The organism is Xanthomonas sp. F10 (genome assembly GCF_014206815.1).
Lineage (GTDB): Bacteria > Pseudomonadota > Gammaproteobacteria > Xanthomonadales > Xanthomonadaceae > Xanthomonas_A > Xanthomonas_A indica.
On record NZ_JACHNP010000002.1, the window covers coordinates 246,037 to 260,391 of the forward strand.

Annotated in this window: 13 protein-coding genes; 9 read left to right on the forward strand and 4 right to left on the reverse strand. The window is 72.6% G+C overall.

Annotated features, from left to right (window positions below; all coding sequences use genetic code 11):
* The first annotated feature begins 14 nt into the window (after positions 1 to 14).
* The 7 genes from fmt (at position 15) to FHR56_RS12635 (ending at position 8,538) form a co-directional block, all read left to right on the forward strand.
* The gene (fmt, locus tag FHR56_RS12605) at positions 15 to 938 is read left to right on the forward strand and encodes a methionyl-tRNA formyltransferase (protein ID WP_160945566.1); all 924 of its coding nucleotides are present in this window, start codon (positions 15 to 17) and stop codon (positions 936 to 938) included.
* Between the two features lie 147 nt (positions 939 to 1,085).
* Complete coding sequence (gene rsmB / locus FHR56_RS12610) at positions 1,086 to 2,405, forward strand: 16S rRNA (cytosine(967)-C(5))-methyltransferase RsmB (RefSeq protein ID WP_160945565.1); 1,320 nt, start codon at positions 1,086 to 1,088, stop codon at positions 2,403 to 2,405.
* 25 nt (positions 2,406 to 2,430) lie between these two features.
* Entirely contained in the window at positions 2,431 to 4,146 is a 1,716-nt protein-coding gene (locus FHR56_RS12615) for a glycosyltransferase family 39 protein (protein ID WP_160945564.1), read from the forward strand.
* 76 nt (positions 4,147 to 4,222) lie between these two features.
* Positions 4,223 to 5,257 (forward strand): glycosyltransferase, encoded by a 1,035-nt coding sequence (locus FHR56_RS12620; RefSeq protein WP_160945563.1) that lies wholly within the window; start codon positions 4,223 to 4,225, stop codon positions 5,255 to 5,257.
* A gap of 53 nt (positions 5,258 to 5,310) precedes the next feature.
* Complete coding sequence (locus tag FHR56_RS12625; RefSeq protein WP_160945562.1) at positions 5,311 to 6,585, forward strand: O-antigen ligase; 1,275 nt, start codon at positions 5,311 to 5,313, stop codon at positions 6,583 to 6,585.
* Positions 6,586 to 6,667: 82 nt separating this feature from the next.
* Complete coding sequence (locus FHR56_RS12630; protein WP_160945561.1) at positions 6,668 to 7,501, forward strand: glycosyltransferase family 2 protein; 834 nt, start codon at positions 6,668 to 6,670, stop codon at positions 7,499 to 7,501.
* A complete protein-coding gene (locus FHR56_RS12635; RefSeq protein WP_160945560.1) occupies positions 7,501 to 8,538 on the forward strand; it encodes a CDP-glycerol glycerophosphotransferase family protein in 1,038 nt (345 codons plus the stop codon). Before FHR56_RS12630 ends, FHR56_RS12635 begins: the two co-directional genes overlap by 1 nt.
* A 22-nt stretch (positions 8,539 to 8,560) precedes the next feature.
* On the opposite strand, the gene FHR56_RS12640 is transcribed toward FHR56_RS12635, so the two are convergent.
* From FHR56_RS12640 to ribA, 3 genes are all read right to left on the reverse strand, one after another.
* Entirely contained in the window at positions 8,561 to 10,093 is a 1,533-nt protein-coding gene (locus tag FHR56_RS12640) for a PH domain-containing protein (RefSeq protein ID WP_160945559.1), read from the reverse strand.
* Complete coding sequence (locus FHR56_RS12645) at positions 10,090 to 10,629, reverse strand: PH domain-containing protein (RefSeq protein ID WP_202406802.1); 540 nt, start codon at positions 10,627 to 10,629, stop codon at positions 10,090 to 10,092. Before FHR56_RS12645 ends, FHR56_RS12640 begins: the two co-directional genes overlap by 4 nt.
* Positions 10,630 to 10,777: 148 nt before the next feature.
* The gene (ribA, locus tag FHR56_RS12650) at positions 10,778 to 11,902 is read right to left on the reverse strand and encodes a GTP cyclohydrolase II RibA (protein ID WP_160945557.1); all 1,125 of its coding nucleotides are present in this window, start codon (positions 11,900 to 11,902) and stop codon (positions 10,778 to 10,780) included.
* Between the two features lie 282 nt (positions 11,903 to 12,184).
* Here ribA and FHR56_RS12655 point away from each other — a divergent pair, with 282 nt between their 5' ends.
* A complete protein-coding gene (locus tag FHR56_RS12655) occupies positions 12,185 to 12,706 on the forward strand; it encodes a GNAT family N-acetyltransferase (RefSeq protein ID WP_160945556.1) in 522 nt (173 codons plus the stop codon).
* A gap of 32 nt (positions 12,707 to 12,738) precedes the next feature.
* On the opposite strand, the gene FHR56_RS12660 is transcribed toward FHR56_RS12655, so the two are convergent.
* Positions 12,739 to 13,653, reverse strand: coding sequence for a lauroyl acyltransferase (locus FHR56_RS12660; protein WP_160945555.1), 915 nt, complete (start codon positions 13,651 to 13,653; stop codon positions 12,739 to 12,741).
* Between the two features lie 175 nt (positions 13,654 to 13,828).
* Here FHR56_RS12660 and dtd point away from each other — a divergent pair, with 175 nt between their 5' ends.
* Positions 13,829 to 14,269: a D-aminoacyl-tRNA deacylase gene (gene dtd, locus FHR56_RS12665; protein WP_160945554.1), complete on the forward strand. Its 441-nt coding sequence runs from the start codon at positions 13,829 to 13,831 to the stop codon at positions 14,267 to 14,269.
* Positions 14,270 to 14,355: the final 86 nt, after the last annotated feature.

Here is a 14,355-nt window from a genome sequence, read left to right on the forward strand (position 1 = left end):
CCGAATCCCGCCCAATGAAAATCGTCTTCGCCGGTACGCCGGACTTCGCCGTGCCGTCGTTGCGCGCGGCTGCGCAACGCCATGAAGTGGTCGCGGTCTACACCCAGCCGGACCGCCCGGCCGGGCGTGGCCGCGGGCTGACCCCGTCGCCGGTCAAGCTGGAGGCGGTGGCGCGCGGCATCCCGGTGCTGCAGCCGCAGACGCTGCGCTCGCCGGAGACGCTGCAGGCGCTGCGCGCGCTGCAGCCGGACCTGATCGTGGTGGTGGCCTACGGGCTGATCCTGCCCAAGGCGGTGCTGGCGATCCCGACCCATGGCTGCTGGAACGTGCACGCCTCGCTGCTGCCGCGCTGGCGCGGCGCCGCGCCGATCCAGCGCGCGATCGAGGCCGGCGACAGCGAGACCGGGGTGTGCCTGATGCAGATGGAGGCGGGGCTGGACACCGGCCCGGTGCTGCTGTCGCAGCGCACGCCGATCGGCGCCGACGAGACCGGCGGGCAGTTGCACGATCGCCTGGCCGCGCTCGGCGCGCAGGTGCTGGCCGACGGTCTGGGCCTGCTGCGTGCCGGCCTGCGTCCGGTGGCGCAGCCGCAGCCAGAGGCCGGCGTCACCTATGCGCACAAGCTGGACAAGGCGCAGGCGCGGCTGGACTGGCAGCAGCCGGCGGCGCAGCTGGCGCGGCAGGTGCGTGCCTTCGATCCGTGGCCGGTCGCCGAGGCGATGCTGGCCGGCGAGCGGGTGCGGGTGCGCGGTGCGATCGCGCTGGATCTGGCCCACGGGCAGCCGCCGGGCACGGTGCTGACCGCGTCCAAGCAGGGCATCGACATCGCCTGCGGCCAGGGCGCGCTGCGCCTGCGCGTGCTGCAGCGCGAGGGCGGCAAGGCGATCACCGCCGCCGACTACCTCAATGCGCGGCGCGACCTGCCGGTCCTGGCCTAAGGCGCCGGGCATGCCTGCGTACGCCGCGTTGGGCCTGGCAGGCGCGGCCGTGCGCGCGTCCTCGCTGAGGCATGGGCGCGCCATCCGCACGCGCCACCGCAGCGCGGCATGCGCGCGAACAGATGACACGTCCTGGAGCGCGCGCCGATGACCGCGACGCCTGCCGCCGCGTGGCCGCCGGGCGTGGCCCCGCGGGTGCTCGCCGCCCGCGTGCTGACGGCGGTGATCGACCGCGGCCGCTCGCTCAAGGCCGAACTGGCCACCGCGCTGCCGACATTGCCGGATCCGCGCGACCGCGCGCTGGTGGAGGCGATCTGCTTCGCCGTGCTGCGCCGCCGCCCGGCCTACGAGGCGGCGCTGCGGATGTGGTTGCAGAAGCAGTTGCCGCAGCGCGACGCCGAACTGCGCGGCCTGCTGCTGGCCGGCTTCGCCCAGCTCGATGCGCTGGGCCTGGCGCCGCACGCGGCGCTGTCGGCAACCGTCGAAGCGACGCGCGCGCTGGATCGGCCGCGCCAGGCCGGGTTGGTCAACGCATTGCTGCGGCGCGCGCTGCGCGACGGGCTGCCGGCGGTGGCTGCCGACGCGGGCTGGCCGCTGTGGCTGCGCGATGCGCTGCGCGTCGACTGGCCGCAGCAGGCCGAGGCGATCTTCGCCGCCAGCCAGCAGCCGGCGCCGCTGTGGCTGCGGGTCAACCGCCAACGCGGCACCCGCGACGCCTACCTGCAGGAACTGGCCGCGGCCGGCATCGCCGCGCAGGCGTCGCCGCTGCTGGCCGATGCGATCCGCCTGGAAACGCCGATGGCGGTGGGTGGCTTGCCGGGCTTCGCCGACGGGCGCGTGTCGGTGCAGGACGGCGCGGCGCAGCGGGTCGCCGACGTGCTGGCGCCGGCGCCGGGTGCGCGCGTGCTCGACGCCTGCGCGGCACCGGGCGGCAAGTCCGCGCACCTGCTTGAACGCGATCCCAGTCTGCGCCTGACCGCACTGGACGTGGATGCGCGGCGGCTGGCGCGGGTCGGCGAGACCTTTGCGCGCACCGGCGCCGGTGCGCAGGCGCAATTGCAGGTTGCCGACGCCGCGCAGCCGCAGGACTGGTGGGACGGCGAGCCGTTCGACGCGGTGCTGCTCGACGCGCCGTGTTCGGCGACCGGCATCGTGCGCCGCCAGCCGGACGTGCTGCTGCATCGCCGGCGCGAGGACGTGATCGCGCTGCAGGCGCTGCAGGCGCGCCTGCTCGACGCCGCCTGGCAGGTGCTGCGGCCGGGCGGGGTGTTGGTCTACGCCACCTGCTCATTGCTGCAGGACGAGAACGCGCGGCAGGTGCAGGCCTTGCTGGCGCGGCAGCAAGGCGCGGCACTGGAGGATCCGGGCGCGGCCTGCGGGCATGCCTCCGGTGGCGGGCGCCAGCGCTTCCCCGGCGAACAGGACTGCGACGGCTTCTACTACGCACGGTTCCGCAAGACGGCGTGAACCGGCCCCGGTATCATCGCGTCCCATGCTGAAGACCCGCGCGTCCCGAGAGTTCTGGTTGTTGGCTGTCCTGGCGGTGCTGGTGCTCGGCGCCGGCCTGGGCCTGCGCGATCCGCATCCGGCCGACGAGCCGCGCTTCGCGCTGGTCGCCAAGCAGATGGTGGAGAGCGGCAACTGGCTGTTCCCGCACCGCGGCACCGAGCTGTACTCGGACAAGCCGCCGATGCTGATGTGGCTGCAGGCCAGCTTCTACACGCTGTTCGGCAACTGGCGGGTGGCGTTCCTGCTGCCGTCGCTGCTGGCCGGGCTGGGCACGCTGGCCTGCGTCTACGATCTCGGCCGGCGCCTGTGGACGCGCCGCGTCGGCATGTACGCGGCCTACGCGCTGCTGTTCGCCTTCCACTTCACCTACCAGGCGAAGAAGGCACAGATCGATCCGCTGGTGGTGTTCTTCATCACCCTGGCCAACTACGCGCTGCTGCGCCACCTGTTGCGCGGGCCGGACTGGCGTTTGTGGGCGCTGGGCTGGTTCGCCGCGGGCCTGGGTACCATCACCAAGGGCGTGGGCGTGCTGGCGCTGCTGATGCTGCTGCCGGCCGCGGCGGCGTCGCTGGCGCACTGGCGCGGGGTCCGGGTCGGCCTGCGCGATCCGCGCTTCTGGCTGGGGCCGCTGGCGTTCCTGGCGGCGGTGTCGATCTGGCTGGTGCCGATGGTGACCACCGCGCTGTCGAGCAATGCGCCCGAGTACCGCGCCTACCTCAACGACATCCTGTTCCGGCAGACCGCCGGGCGCTACGCCAAGTCCTGGGACCACGCGCACGGGCCGCTGTACTTCTTCGGGGTGATGCCGAGCATGTGGCTGCCGGTGCTGCTGGCGCTGCCGTGGGCGATCCCCGCCTGGGCGCGGCGCCTGCGCCGGCGCGACGCGCGCTACCTGCTGCCGCTGGCCTGGTGGGCGCTGGTGGTGCTGTTCTTCTCGATCCCGACCGGCAAGCGCGACGTCTACATCCTGCCGGCGCTGCCGATGCTGTGCCTGGCGATGGGGCCGCTGATCCCCGGGCTGTTGCGCAAGCCCGGGGTCAAGCGCCTGCTGCTGGCGTTCACCGCGCTGCTGGCGCTGGCGTTGGGCGGCGTCGGCGCGGCGATCCTGCTGGGACACGGCTTCCGCGCGAAGATGATGGAAGACCGCGGCATCGACCTGGCCACGGTGCAGGTGCTGGCCTGGATCCTGCTGGCGATCGGCCTGTGGGGCGTGGCCAGCCTGGCCGCCTTCGCACGGCGCCGCCCGGAACTGGCGACGGTCTCGACCCTGACCATGGTCTGGGCGATGGCCGGCTTGCTGGTGTACCCGCTGATCAACCTGTCCAGCTCCGCGCGCGGGGTGATGGAGTCGGTCGGGCGCCGCATCGGCCCGGATGCCGAACTCGGCCTGGTCGCCTGGAAGGAACAGAACCTGTTGATGGCCGACCGCCCGGCGACGACCTTCGGCTTCGTGGTGCCCTGGGACGAGCAACTGCGCCGCGGCATCGCCTGGCAGGCGCAGGCGCCGCAGCGGCGCTGGCTGCTGGTGCAGGAGGCAGCGATGCTGGGCTGCGTCGACCGCAGCGCCAGCATCCTGGCCGGCGTGTCCAACCGGCGCGACTGGTGGCTGGTCCCGGCCAGCGCCGTGCACGGCCACTGCGTGGTCACCCAGGACGACCGCGACCGCCTGCGCGAGCAGGACAAGGACCGCTTCGAATGAGCCGCAGCCGCGCGTTGCGGCAGCGTACCGCGGGTGCCGCTGGCGACCCGCGTGCCGCGCGGGCCGGGAGGCGCGCGTGCCGCCGCGCCTGATCCGGGTCATCAGCCGCGACAACGGCGGCGGCCTCAGCCGCGACCTGCAGGTGGTCGCCGACCTGTTGCGCGAGACCGGCCGCTATCGTGTCGAGGTGCTGGGCTTCGGCACCGTGCGCATCGCCAACCGCCTGCGCGAACTGCGCCTGTTCCTGCGCAGCCTGCTGTTCGGGCGCGCCGACCTGCAGATCTTCCTGGAGCGGGTGTATCCGCGTTGCCTCGGCGGCGGCCTGCGCAATGCGCTGATCCCCAATCCCGAGTGGTTCCGGCACAAGTGGCTGCGCTGCCTGCCGCGCTTCGCGCAGGTGCTGTGCAAGACCCGCCAGGCCGAACAGCGGTTTTCCACGATGGCGCCCACCGCCTTCATCGGCTTTTGCAGCGACGATTGCTACCGTCCCGAGGTGCCGCGCGAACGCGCCTGCCTGCACGTGGCCGGGCGCAGTTCGGCCAAGGGCACGGCGCTGCTGCTGCAGACCTGGGCACGGCACCCCGAGTGGCCACGGCTGACCGTGGTGCAGAGCGCGAAGAAGTCCCACCCGATCGAGGCCGAGAACATCGACTACCTGACCGGCTACCTGGACCAGCAGGAACTGCGGCGGCTGCAGAACGCGCACCGCTTCCACCTGTGCCCGTCCGAGGTGGAGGGTTTCGGCCACTACATCATGGAGGCGCTGAGCGTCGGTGCGGTGGTGATCACCACCAACGGCGCGCCGATGAACGAGCTGGTCAGCGCCGAGCGCGGCGTGCTGATCGACCCGGTCGGCGAGGGTCCGGACAACTTCGGCGTGCGCTACCGGATCGAGGCCGCCGGCCTGGAGCGGGCGATGGCGCAGGCGCTGGCGCTGTCGCCGATGCAATGCGACGCGCTGGGCACGGCCGCGCGCGGGTTCTTCGAGGCGCGCCGGCGCGAGTTCGGCGAGCGTCTGCGTGCGGCCGTGGCCGACCTGCTCGGGGACGCGCCGCCGCCCGCCGTTCCGGCCAGCCGCGGCGCCGATCGCGAACAGGTCAGGCCGGGTTAGGGAAGCGCCCCGGATCATCGCCGACCACCCACCCCCACGGCCTTCCCTCCTTGATGTCCCAGCCCATCGCGCCACGCCATGCCGTTTCCGCGTCCTCCCGCCAGGCCCTGGCCGAGCGCGGCGCGGCGCTCGCGCTGCTGTGCCTGCCGGCGCTGGTGATCAGCATGCCCAGCGGCCTGCTGCCGTTCGGCCTGCTGCTGCTGGTGACCAGCCTGCTGGCACTGCCGCAGTTGCGCCAGGCGGTGGCGCCGATGCAACCGTCGCTGCGCTGGCTGTGGATCCTGGCGCTGCTGGTGATCGGGTTGTCGCTGTGTTCGGTGCTGTACTTCGGCCAGCCGCTGAAGGACATCGACAACCGGACCCGCTTCCTGGTGCTGCCGTGGGCGGCACTGTGGACCTATGCGCTGCGGCCGCCGCAGCGCCTGCTGTGGTGGGGCGCGCTGCTCGGCATCCTCGCCGCGCTGGTGCTGGCCAGCGTGCAGGTGCTGCAGGGCCAGCCGCGCGCCGAAGGCTGGACCAATGCCATCGTCCTGGCCGACGTGGTGCTGATGCTGATGGTGCTGGCGGTGTTCTGCCGGCCGCGCGGCCAGTGGCCGTGGGCCGTGGCCGCGGTGGTGGCCGGCGGCATCGTCATCCTGCTCAGCGGCAGCCGCGGCGTGTGGCTGGGCGTGTTGCTGCTGCTGGTGGTCAGCGCCCTGTGCCTGCGCTGGCGCGACAGCGCGACGCGGCTGATGATCCTGGGCGCGTGCACCGCGCTGGCGGCGGTGCTGGTGCTGAGCGTGCCGGCGCTGACCAAGCAGACCCGCCTGGCCGAGCTGCATCACGACGTGCAGCGCTACGAGCGCGGCGACAGCGATTCGTCGGCCGGTGCGCGCATCGAGCGCCTGCAGGTGGCGGCGGCGACCTTCGTCGAACACCCCCTGGTCGGGGTCGGGGTGGGCCGCTTCGACAACGCCATGCTGCGCCTGCCGGATTGCAGGAAGGGCTTCGTCGAGCGCTGCCACCTGGGCCACGCGCACAACGACCTGGCCGAGTGGAGCGCGACCCAGGGCCTGCCCGGCACCGTGTTGATCCTGCTGGTGTACGGCGTGCCGCTGTGGCTGCTGCTGCGCCTGTACCGGCGCCGGCCGCAACCGCATTTCCATGGCGCGGCCGCGGCCGGGATCATGGTGGTGGCGGCCTACATCCTGTGCGGCATGACCCAGTCGATGTTCGCGCACCAGGTCAGCACCGGTTTCTACGTCTCGTTGGTCGGCGTGCTGATCGGCCTGGCCGCGCGCGAGGCGGAGCCGGCACCGGGCGCTGAAGGCGCCGCGCGAAGCCGGTAGACTGCCGGTCCCGCATCGCCGGGCGGCGCGGCGCCTGGCGCCGGCCGCCGGCACCGCGCCTGACTTCCGGATACCGCGCGCCATGGCCGACGCTGCCGCCGCCACCCTGCCGCTGAGCCTGGTGGTGATGACCTACAACGAGGCCGCCAACATCGCGCGCTGCCTGGACAGCGTGCCGTTCGCCGCCGACAAGCTGGTGGTGGACTGCGGCAGCACCGACGACACCGTGGCGATCGCCCGCGCGCACGGCGCGCGCGTGGTCGAGCAGGCCTGGCTGGGCTTCGGCCCGCAGCGCAACTTCGCCTCCACCCAGGCCGCGCACGACTGGATCCTGGTGCTGGACGCGGACGAATTCCTGTCCGACGCGCTGCGCGCCGAGTGCCTGGCGCGGCTGCCGCAGCTGATCGCCGAGGATCGCGTGGACGCGGTGTGGCTGCGCCGCAGCACCTGGTACATGGGCGCGCCGATGCGCTGGTACAAACCCATGGTCGGCGAGCGCCTGGCGCGGCTGTACCACCGCGGCCGCGCGCGCTGGAGCGATGCGCGGGTGCACGAGTCGCTGCGCTTCGACGGCGCCAGCGCAGCGTTCGCGCCGCCGTTCAACCACCTGCACAACCCGACTCTGGTGCACAAGCAGCTCAAGGTGCTGCGCTACGCCGAACTCAAGGCGCTCGGCTGGCGCGACAAGCGCAAGCCAGTGAGAATGTGGCAGAGCCCGTTCGTGTTCGCCGGCGCCTTCCTCAAGGACTATCTGCTGCGGCTGGCGTTCCTCGACGGTTGGCGCGGCTTCGTGGTGGCGCAGACCGCGGCCAGCTATGCGCTGTACAAGCGCATGCGCTACTACGAGATGCAGGTCAACCCGGCCTCGGTGGAGCAGGCGCGGGCGCAACTGCAACGGCACGATCTGGAGCACTGATGAGCAAGCACTATCTGCTGTACGGATCCGAGCGCTACGCGCTGGCGATCCTGCGCCCGCTGCAGGCGGCGATCCGCGCGCGCGGCGACGAGGCGGCATGGTTCTTCGACGGCCCCGGCGCCGAGGACCTGACCGCCGACGAGCGCCACCTGGCGACGGTGGAAGAGGTGCTGGCGTGGAATCCGTACGCGGTGATCACCTCCAGCAACGCGGTGCCGCATTTCTTCCCCGGGGTGAAGGTCGAGACCTTCCACGGCTTCGACGCCGGCAAGCCGCGGCACATCTACGTGCGCGGCTTCTTCGACCTGTACTGCACCACCGGCCCGCGCGACACCGCGGCGTTCGGCGCGCTGGCGCGCAAGCTCGGCCACTTCGCGGTCAAGGAGACCGGCTTCCCCAAGATCGATCCGTTCATGCGCGAGATCGGCGCGGAGCTGGCGCCGGTGCGGCAGCCGCCGGTGATCCTGTACCACTCCACGTTCTCGCCGTCGTGGAGCGCGGCCGGCATCCTCTACGACGAGGTGGCGCGGCTCTCGCGCAGCGGCGAATGGCGCTGGATCGTCACCTTCCATCCGAAGATGGACCCGGCGATGGTCGCGCGCTACCGCGCGCTGGAGAGCGAGTACCTGCACTTCGCCGACAACGACAACATCCTGGAGCTGTTCCCGCAGGTGGACATGATGTGCTCGGACACCTCGTCCGCGCTCAACGAGTTCCTGCTCACCTACAAGCCGGTGGTGACCTTCAAGAACCGGCGTCCGGGGCCGCAGCTGATCGACATCGACGATCCGGCGCAGTTCGAGCCGGCGATCCTCCGCGCGCTGCAGCGGCCGCCGGAGCTGATGGCGGCGATCCGCGAATTCGCCGATGGCCTGCATCCCTACCGCGACGGTATGTCCAGCGAGCGCGTATTGCGTGCGATCGACGACTTCGTCGCCGAGGGCGCGCGCAATCCGCGGCGCAAGCCGCTGAACCTGTGGCGCAAGCTGAAGATCCGCCGCCGCATCGGCTACTGGGGCCGCGGCGCGCGCCGCTGACGCGCCGCACCGCGGCGCGTGCTCACCAGCGCAGCCGCCGCTGCGCCAGCGCGTCGCCCAGTTGTCGGTACAGCGCCCGCGCCTGCGCGTCCGGCAGCAGCCGCATGCGCAGCGGCGGTTCGCCGTGGCGGGCGCCGGCGGTGTCCAGCGACAGCGTCGCGGTGCCGCACCAGCGGTCCAGCGGCGAACGGCTCAGGTGCAGCGCCTGCAGCTTGTCCAGTTCGGCCAGCCGCCACCAGCGCCGCCACCAGCCACCGCGGACCGCCACGTAGCGCGCATCCAGCGCGTAGCCCATGCGCTGCGCCTGCCGCCAGGACTTGAACGCCGACCACGGCAGCCACAATAGGCCCAGCGCGGCCCAGGCGCCGAGCGTGGGCCACAGCCCGGCGCACAGCAGCGGCACCAGCAGCAGCGCCGGCAGCGACAGCCGCCACCAGCAGCGCATGGCAATGCCGTGCCAGCGCGCCGGCGGCCAGGCGATCTGCGGCAGCAGCCGCTGCAGCAGCGCGTCGCAGGCGGCCGGGGTGGCCAGCGGCGCCAGTTCGGTCAGCGCGTGGTCGTGCCCGTGGTGCGACTGGATCACCGCGGTGTCGATGTGCAGGCTGCGCCGCCGCAGCAGCCGTTGCAGCACGCTTTCGTGCAGGGTCCAGGCCTGAATCCGGCGCCGCGCCACGCTGCTGCGCAGCCGCGTCAGCAGCCCGCGCTCCACCGTCAGCCGACGCTCGCTCTCGCTCAGCCGGAAGCCGTGGTACTGCACCAGCGCCAGCCCCATCGACAACGCGCGCATCAGCAGCAACAGCGTCGCCAGCATCAGCGCGAAGGTGACCGTGCCGGCCATCCAGCCCAACTGCAGGTGCGTGGCGTAGCCGAACAGTTGCCGCCCGTAGTGCTCGATCGCGTTGGAGATCATGCGCTCGGGAAACAGGTGGTAGGTGGCGCCGAAGGCGGTGAGCAGCACCACCATGCCGCGGTTGGAGATCAACCCCTGGCGCAACACCTCGCTGGTGGGCAGGGCCAGCAGCAGTTCGGTGTCCGGCGCGGCAGCGGGGACGGCGCTGGCATCGGCGACGGCGACACTGTCGGCGGCGGGCGCGCGGTGGCGGATCTGCTGTTCCAGCGCCAGCGCCTGGTCCAGCCGCAGCACGCGCATCTGCGCCTCGGGCTTGGTGCCGCCGGCCGACTCCAGGCGCACCTCGGCCACGCCGAACAGCCGGTGCAGCAGCGACTGGTGCACCACCACGTTGTGGATGCGCGCGAACGGGATCTCGCGCAGGCTGCGTTCCAGCCAGCCGCTGCGGATGCTCAGGCTGTCGCGGCCGATGCGGTATTGGTAGGTCAGATAGCGCAGCAGCGACACCGCCACCAGCCCGCTGCACACCGCCAGCATCACCAGGTGATCGGCGTGATCGCGGTGGCCGTCGCGGCTGCCGAACACCAGCAGCGCCAGCAACGGCAGCAGGAAATGCCTGAGATGCTGCAGCAGCACGAACAGCCATGACCACGGGTGCAGGCGTCGCACCGGTGCCGTGTGTTCGGCGTCGGCCAGGTCGCTCACAGCGCGTCGTCGTCGTGGTCGAGCTGGTGCGCCAGGCGCTCGCGTAAGCGCTCGGCATCGGCCTGGTCCAGACCGGGCACGGCGACCGCGGTATGGCGGGTGCCGGCGGTGTGCACCACCAGGGTGGCCAGGCGCAGGGCGCGTTCCAGCGGGCCGCGGCGCAGGTCCAGGTGCTGCACGCGCGAGATCGGCACATGCGTCTCGCTCTGCCACAGGCGTCCGCGGAACACGTCCAGGCCCTGGGTGTTCAGCCGCCAGCGGATGCGCCGGTGACGGACGAAGCCGATCCAGGCGCCGCACAGGCCGCCCACCGCCGCCGCCACGGCACCCAGGGCCAGCGCGTGCAGGCTGTGCAGGCTGAGGCCGATGATGGCGGCGCCGACCACCAGGCTGAGCCCGAGCATGCAGCCGCCGCCGAGCGCCGCCAGCCAGGCGCCGCGCAACGGCAACGGTTGCCAGTCCGCCGGCGGCCAGTCGGCGGGCACCTGCGTTGCCGCGGCAGCGCTGGGCGCGGGCGCGGCGGGGGAGTCGTCCATGGGCGGCGGTGCGATCACGTCGGGGTCTCGGGCGAACCGGCGCGGGGCGCGGCGTGGCCTGCGATCCTAACGCGGCGACGGCGGGCGTGCGCTGCCTGCCTCGCCGTCCCGGTGTGATCCCTGCGGCGGATCGTCTCGCGCGTTGGGGTCAGCGTGCCGCGCGCAGCAAGGCGTCCACGTCCAGCGCGTGCCCGGCGCGCGCCGCCTTGGTGCGCAGGTAGCCTTCGTTCTCGGCGGTGATGGTGCCGGTGACCGGGATGCGCTCGGTCACCTCGATGCCGGCCGCACGCAGGCGCTCGGCCTTGTTCGGGTTGTTGGTGAGCAGGCGCACGCGGCGGATGCCGAGCCCGCGCAGCATCGCCACCGCGCTGCCGTAGCGGCGTTCGTCGGCGCCGAACCCCAGTTGCGCGTCGGCGTCGATGGTGTCCAGGCCGTCGTGCTGGTAGCCGTAGGCGCGCATCTTGGTGGCGATGCCGGTGCCGCGGCCTTCCTGGTCCAGGTACAGCAGCACGCCGCCGCCCAGCGCCTTGAGCTTGGCCAGGCCGTGCCGCAGCTGGTCGCCGCAGTCGCACTTGAGCGAGCCGAACAGGTCGCCGGTCAGGCAGGAGGAATGCACGCGCACCGGCACCGGCGCGCTGAGGTCGGGCTGGCCGATCACGATCGCGACCTGGTCGCGCTGCGCCACGCCGCCGCGGAACACCACGAACTCACCGGGCCCCAGATCGCGCAGCGGCACCTGGGTGCGGGTGACCAGGGTGTAGCTGTCGGAGGCGGCGAGGGCGCAGCCATGCTCCAGGTCGTCCAGTTGCAGCGCCTGGCAGCCCTGGAAGGCGCTGCTGTCGGCGCCCAGTTCCGCGGCGACCATCGCCGGCAGCAGCAGGCCCAGGCGCGCGATCTCGGCGGCGCCCGCATCGAGTGCGTCGCCGGGCAGCCAGTGCGCCGGCACCGGGCCGTCGCGCAGGTAGGCCAGCGCCGCCAGCGCGTCGTAGGACTGCCCGGCCAGGGCGATGCGTGCGCCCTGCGGCGCGTCCAGGCCCAGCACCTGCGCGCGCGCAGGGGTCACGAACAGGTAGTGCCGCTGCCCGGTGGCCTGGGCGAAGCTGCGATAGGAGGGCTCGGTGCTGCTGTCCAGCGCCATGACCGCGCGGACGTGGCCGGCGCGGTCCTCGAGCAGCACCGGGCGCCCGGCGCGCAACTCCGATGCCGCGCGTTCGCTGCGGATCGCGGCAGGATCGCCGAAGGCGTGCGCGGAAGGGGCGGTGGGGCTGGTCATGCACGACTCCAGATGGGGATCGGCGGCGCCGCTTCAAGGGTGCCGCGTCCGGTCGCGGCGGCCCCGGCGCGGCGCCGGCAGGCGCGTGGCGCCCGGGCGCCATTGTCGCGCGCTTTGCCTGTCCCGCCAGCCTGCAGGCGATGAAACGCACTGTGCCCGGTCGTACTGTGGCGCCGATGCAACCGGATGCGCCGCTCGCGGCACTACCGCCGGCGCTGGACGGGTGTGCACGCGCCGCCGGTTGCTTGCTACTGTGCGGCATCGCGTTCCCTCCGGCCCCGCATGCAGCTCGTCGATTGCACCGAACCGCGCCACGCGATGGCGATCCTGGAGATCTTCAACGACGCCATCGTCCATTCCACCGCCCTGTACGACTACCGGCCGCGCCCGCCGGAGAGCATGGCGGCCTGGTTCGCGACCAAGCGCGCCGGCCACTTCCCGGTGCTGGGCCTGGAGGACGCGGACGGCACCCTGATCGGCTTCGCCAGCTACGGCACGTTCCGCGCCTGGCCGGCGTTCAAGTACAGCGTCGAGCACTCGGTCTACGTGCACCGCGACCATCGCGGCCGCGGCGCTGGCCGGCACCTGCTGCAGGCGCTGATCGACACCGCGCAGGCGCGCGGCGTGCACGTGCTGGTCGGCGGCATCGACGCCAGCAATGCCGGCAGCATCGCCCTGCACGAGCAACTGGGCTTCGTGCATGCGGGCACCGTGCGCGAGGCCGGCTTCAAGTTCGGGCGCTGGCTGGACCTGGCGTTCTACCAGCGCATCCTCGCCGGTCCGGCGCAGCCGCACGACGATTAGCGCCGGCGCGGTACGGGGCGAGTGCCTGGTGCCTAGTGCGGATGGCGCTCGGTGGCGTAGGGGTTGGGCTCGGCCGGGTCCGGGCGCAGCGTGTAGCGCTTGTAGGTCCACTGGTACTGCGCCGGGTCGCGCCGCGCCACCCGCTCCACGCCCGCGTTGAGCGCGGTGGCCGCGCGCAGCGGGTCGGCATCGGCGATGTCCGGCGGCGCCGGCTGCACGTGCAAGGCGAACTCCAGGTCGTTGCCGACGCGCTCGCACCAGGCGAACAGCACGGTGGCGCCGGTGCGCTCGGCCAGGCGGTTGACCAGGGTCATGGTCAGTGCCGGCACGCCGAAGAACGGCGCGAACACGCCGTCGCCGGCCTTGGGCTGCTGGTCGGGCAGGATGCCGACCGCGCCGCCGTCCTTGAGCGTCTTGAACAACTGCCGCACCGCCGGGCCCTCGGCGCGCACCTGGCGCACTCGCTCGCCGCTGCGCACCAACTGCAGGAAGGCATCGCCGACCGCCGACTCCGGCGCCTTGTAAACGATGGCGATGTCGCCGCGCGAGGCCAGCCACTGGTTGAGCAGTTCCCAGTTGCCGAAATGCGGCGCGGCCACGATCACCCCGCGGCCGGCGGCCAGCGCCGCGTCGTACAGCTCCTGGCCGTGGCGCAGGCGCAGCCGCGCCAGGTTCTGTTCCGGCGGCCGGGTCCACAGCGCCAGCGTCTCGAACGCCTGCCGCGCGGTGGAGCGCAGCACGTCGCGCTGCAGGGCGACGCGCTCGCTGGGCAGCAGCTCCGGATAGGCCAGTTCCAGATTGCGCCGGACCACCCGGCTCTCGCGTGCGTCCAGGCGCAGCCACAGCCCGGCCAGGCCGTCGGCCAGGCGGCGCAGCCACGGCCACGGCAGGCGCGCCACGGCAGCGGCGCAGCGGTACAGCAGGGAAGCGAGCGTGGCGGGTTTCATCAGTCCAGTTTATCCGCTCGGCGTGCCGGGCCCGCCCGACGGGCATCGCGGATCCCGTCAGCGACGTGCGATCCGGCTTCCCCAATCCAAGCAGTTCGGCGATGATCCTGCGTGATCGCAGCCGTTCGCTAAGCGCGCGGGCGATACCGAATCCCCAATCCCCAATCCCGGCCCTATGCTCTCGTTGATCCAACGCGTCACCCAGGCTTCGGTCAGCGTCGACGGCGAGGTCGTGGGCCAGATCGGGCCCGGCCTGCTGGCGCTGGTGGCGGTGGAGCCGGGCGACGACGAGGCCAAGCTGCGGCGCATGGCCGAGCGCCTGCTCGGCTACCGGGTGTTTTCGGACGACAGCGGCCGCATGAACCGCTCGTTGCGCGACATCGGCGGCGGCCTGCTGCTGGTCAGCCAGTTCACCCTGGCTGCCGACACCGGCTCGGGGATGCGGCCCAGCTTCACCACCGCCGCACCGCCGGCCGAGGCTGAACGCGGCTTCAACCGATTGCTGGAGCTGTGCCGCGCGCAGCACCCGCCAGGGGTGGAAAGCGGCCGTTTCGGTGCCCATATGATCGTCAGCCTGGTCAACGACGGCCCGGTCACTTTCCTGCTCCGGCCGTAGACGCCGGCGCGTTCCTGGCGGAGCCATTCAGGCTCCTCGTCCGGCAAGCGGCGGTCCGGGCTGTTATAATGCTAGGTTCACTCATT

What these genes read in the sequence shown, in the direction of transcription:
- fmt (WP_160945566.1), top strand. Translation starts at nt 15, where the DNA reads ATGAAAATCGTCTTCGCCGGTACGCCGGACTTCGCCGTGCCGTCGTTG.
- rsmB (WP_160945565.1), top strand. Translation starts at nt 1,086, where the DNA reads ATGACCGCGACGCCTGCCGCCGCGTGGCCGCCGGGCGTGGCCCCGCGG.
- FHR56_RS12615 (WP_160945564.1), top strand. Translation starts at nt 2,431, where the DNA reads ATGCTGAAGACCCGCGCGTCCCGAGAGTTCTGGTTGTTGGCTGTCCTG.
- FHR56_RS12625 (WP_160945562.1), top strand. Translation starts at nt 5,311, where the DNA reads ATGTCCCAGCCCATCGCGCCACGCCATGCCGTTTCCGCGTCCTCCCGC.
- FHR56_RS12630 (WP_160945561.1), top strand. Translation starts at nt 6,668, where the DNA reads ATGGCCGACGCTGCCGCCGCCACCCTGCCGCTGAGCCTGGTGGTGATG.
- FHR56_RS12635 (WP_160945560.1), top strand. Translation starts at nt 7,501, where the DNA reads ATGAGCAAGCACTATCTGCTGTACGGATCCGAGCGCTACGCGCTGGCG.
- FHR56_RS12645 (WP_202406802.1), bottom strand. Translation starts at nt 10,629, where the DNA reads ATGGACGACTCCCCCGCCGCGCCCGCGCCCAGCGCTGCCGCGGCAACG.
- ribA (WP_160945557.1), bottom strand. Translation starts at nt 11,902, where the DNA reads ATGACCAGCCCCACCGCCCCTTCCGCGCACGCCTTCGGCGATCCTGCC.
- FHR56_RS12655 (WP_160945556.1), top strand. Translation starts at nt 12,185, where the DNA reads ATGCAGCTCGTCGATTGCACCGAACCGCGCCACGCGATGGCGATCCTG.
- FHR56_RS12660 (WP_160945555.1), bottom strand. Translation starts at nt 13,653, where the DNA reads ATGAAACCCGCCACGCTCGCTTCCCTGCTGTACCGCTGCGCCGCTGCC.
- dtd (WP_160945554.1), top strand. Translation starts at nt 13,829, where the DNA reads ATGCTCTCGTTGATCCAACGCGTCACCCAGGCTTCGGTCAGCGTCGAC.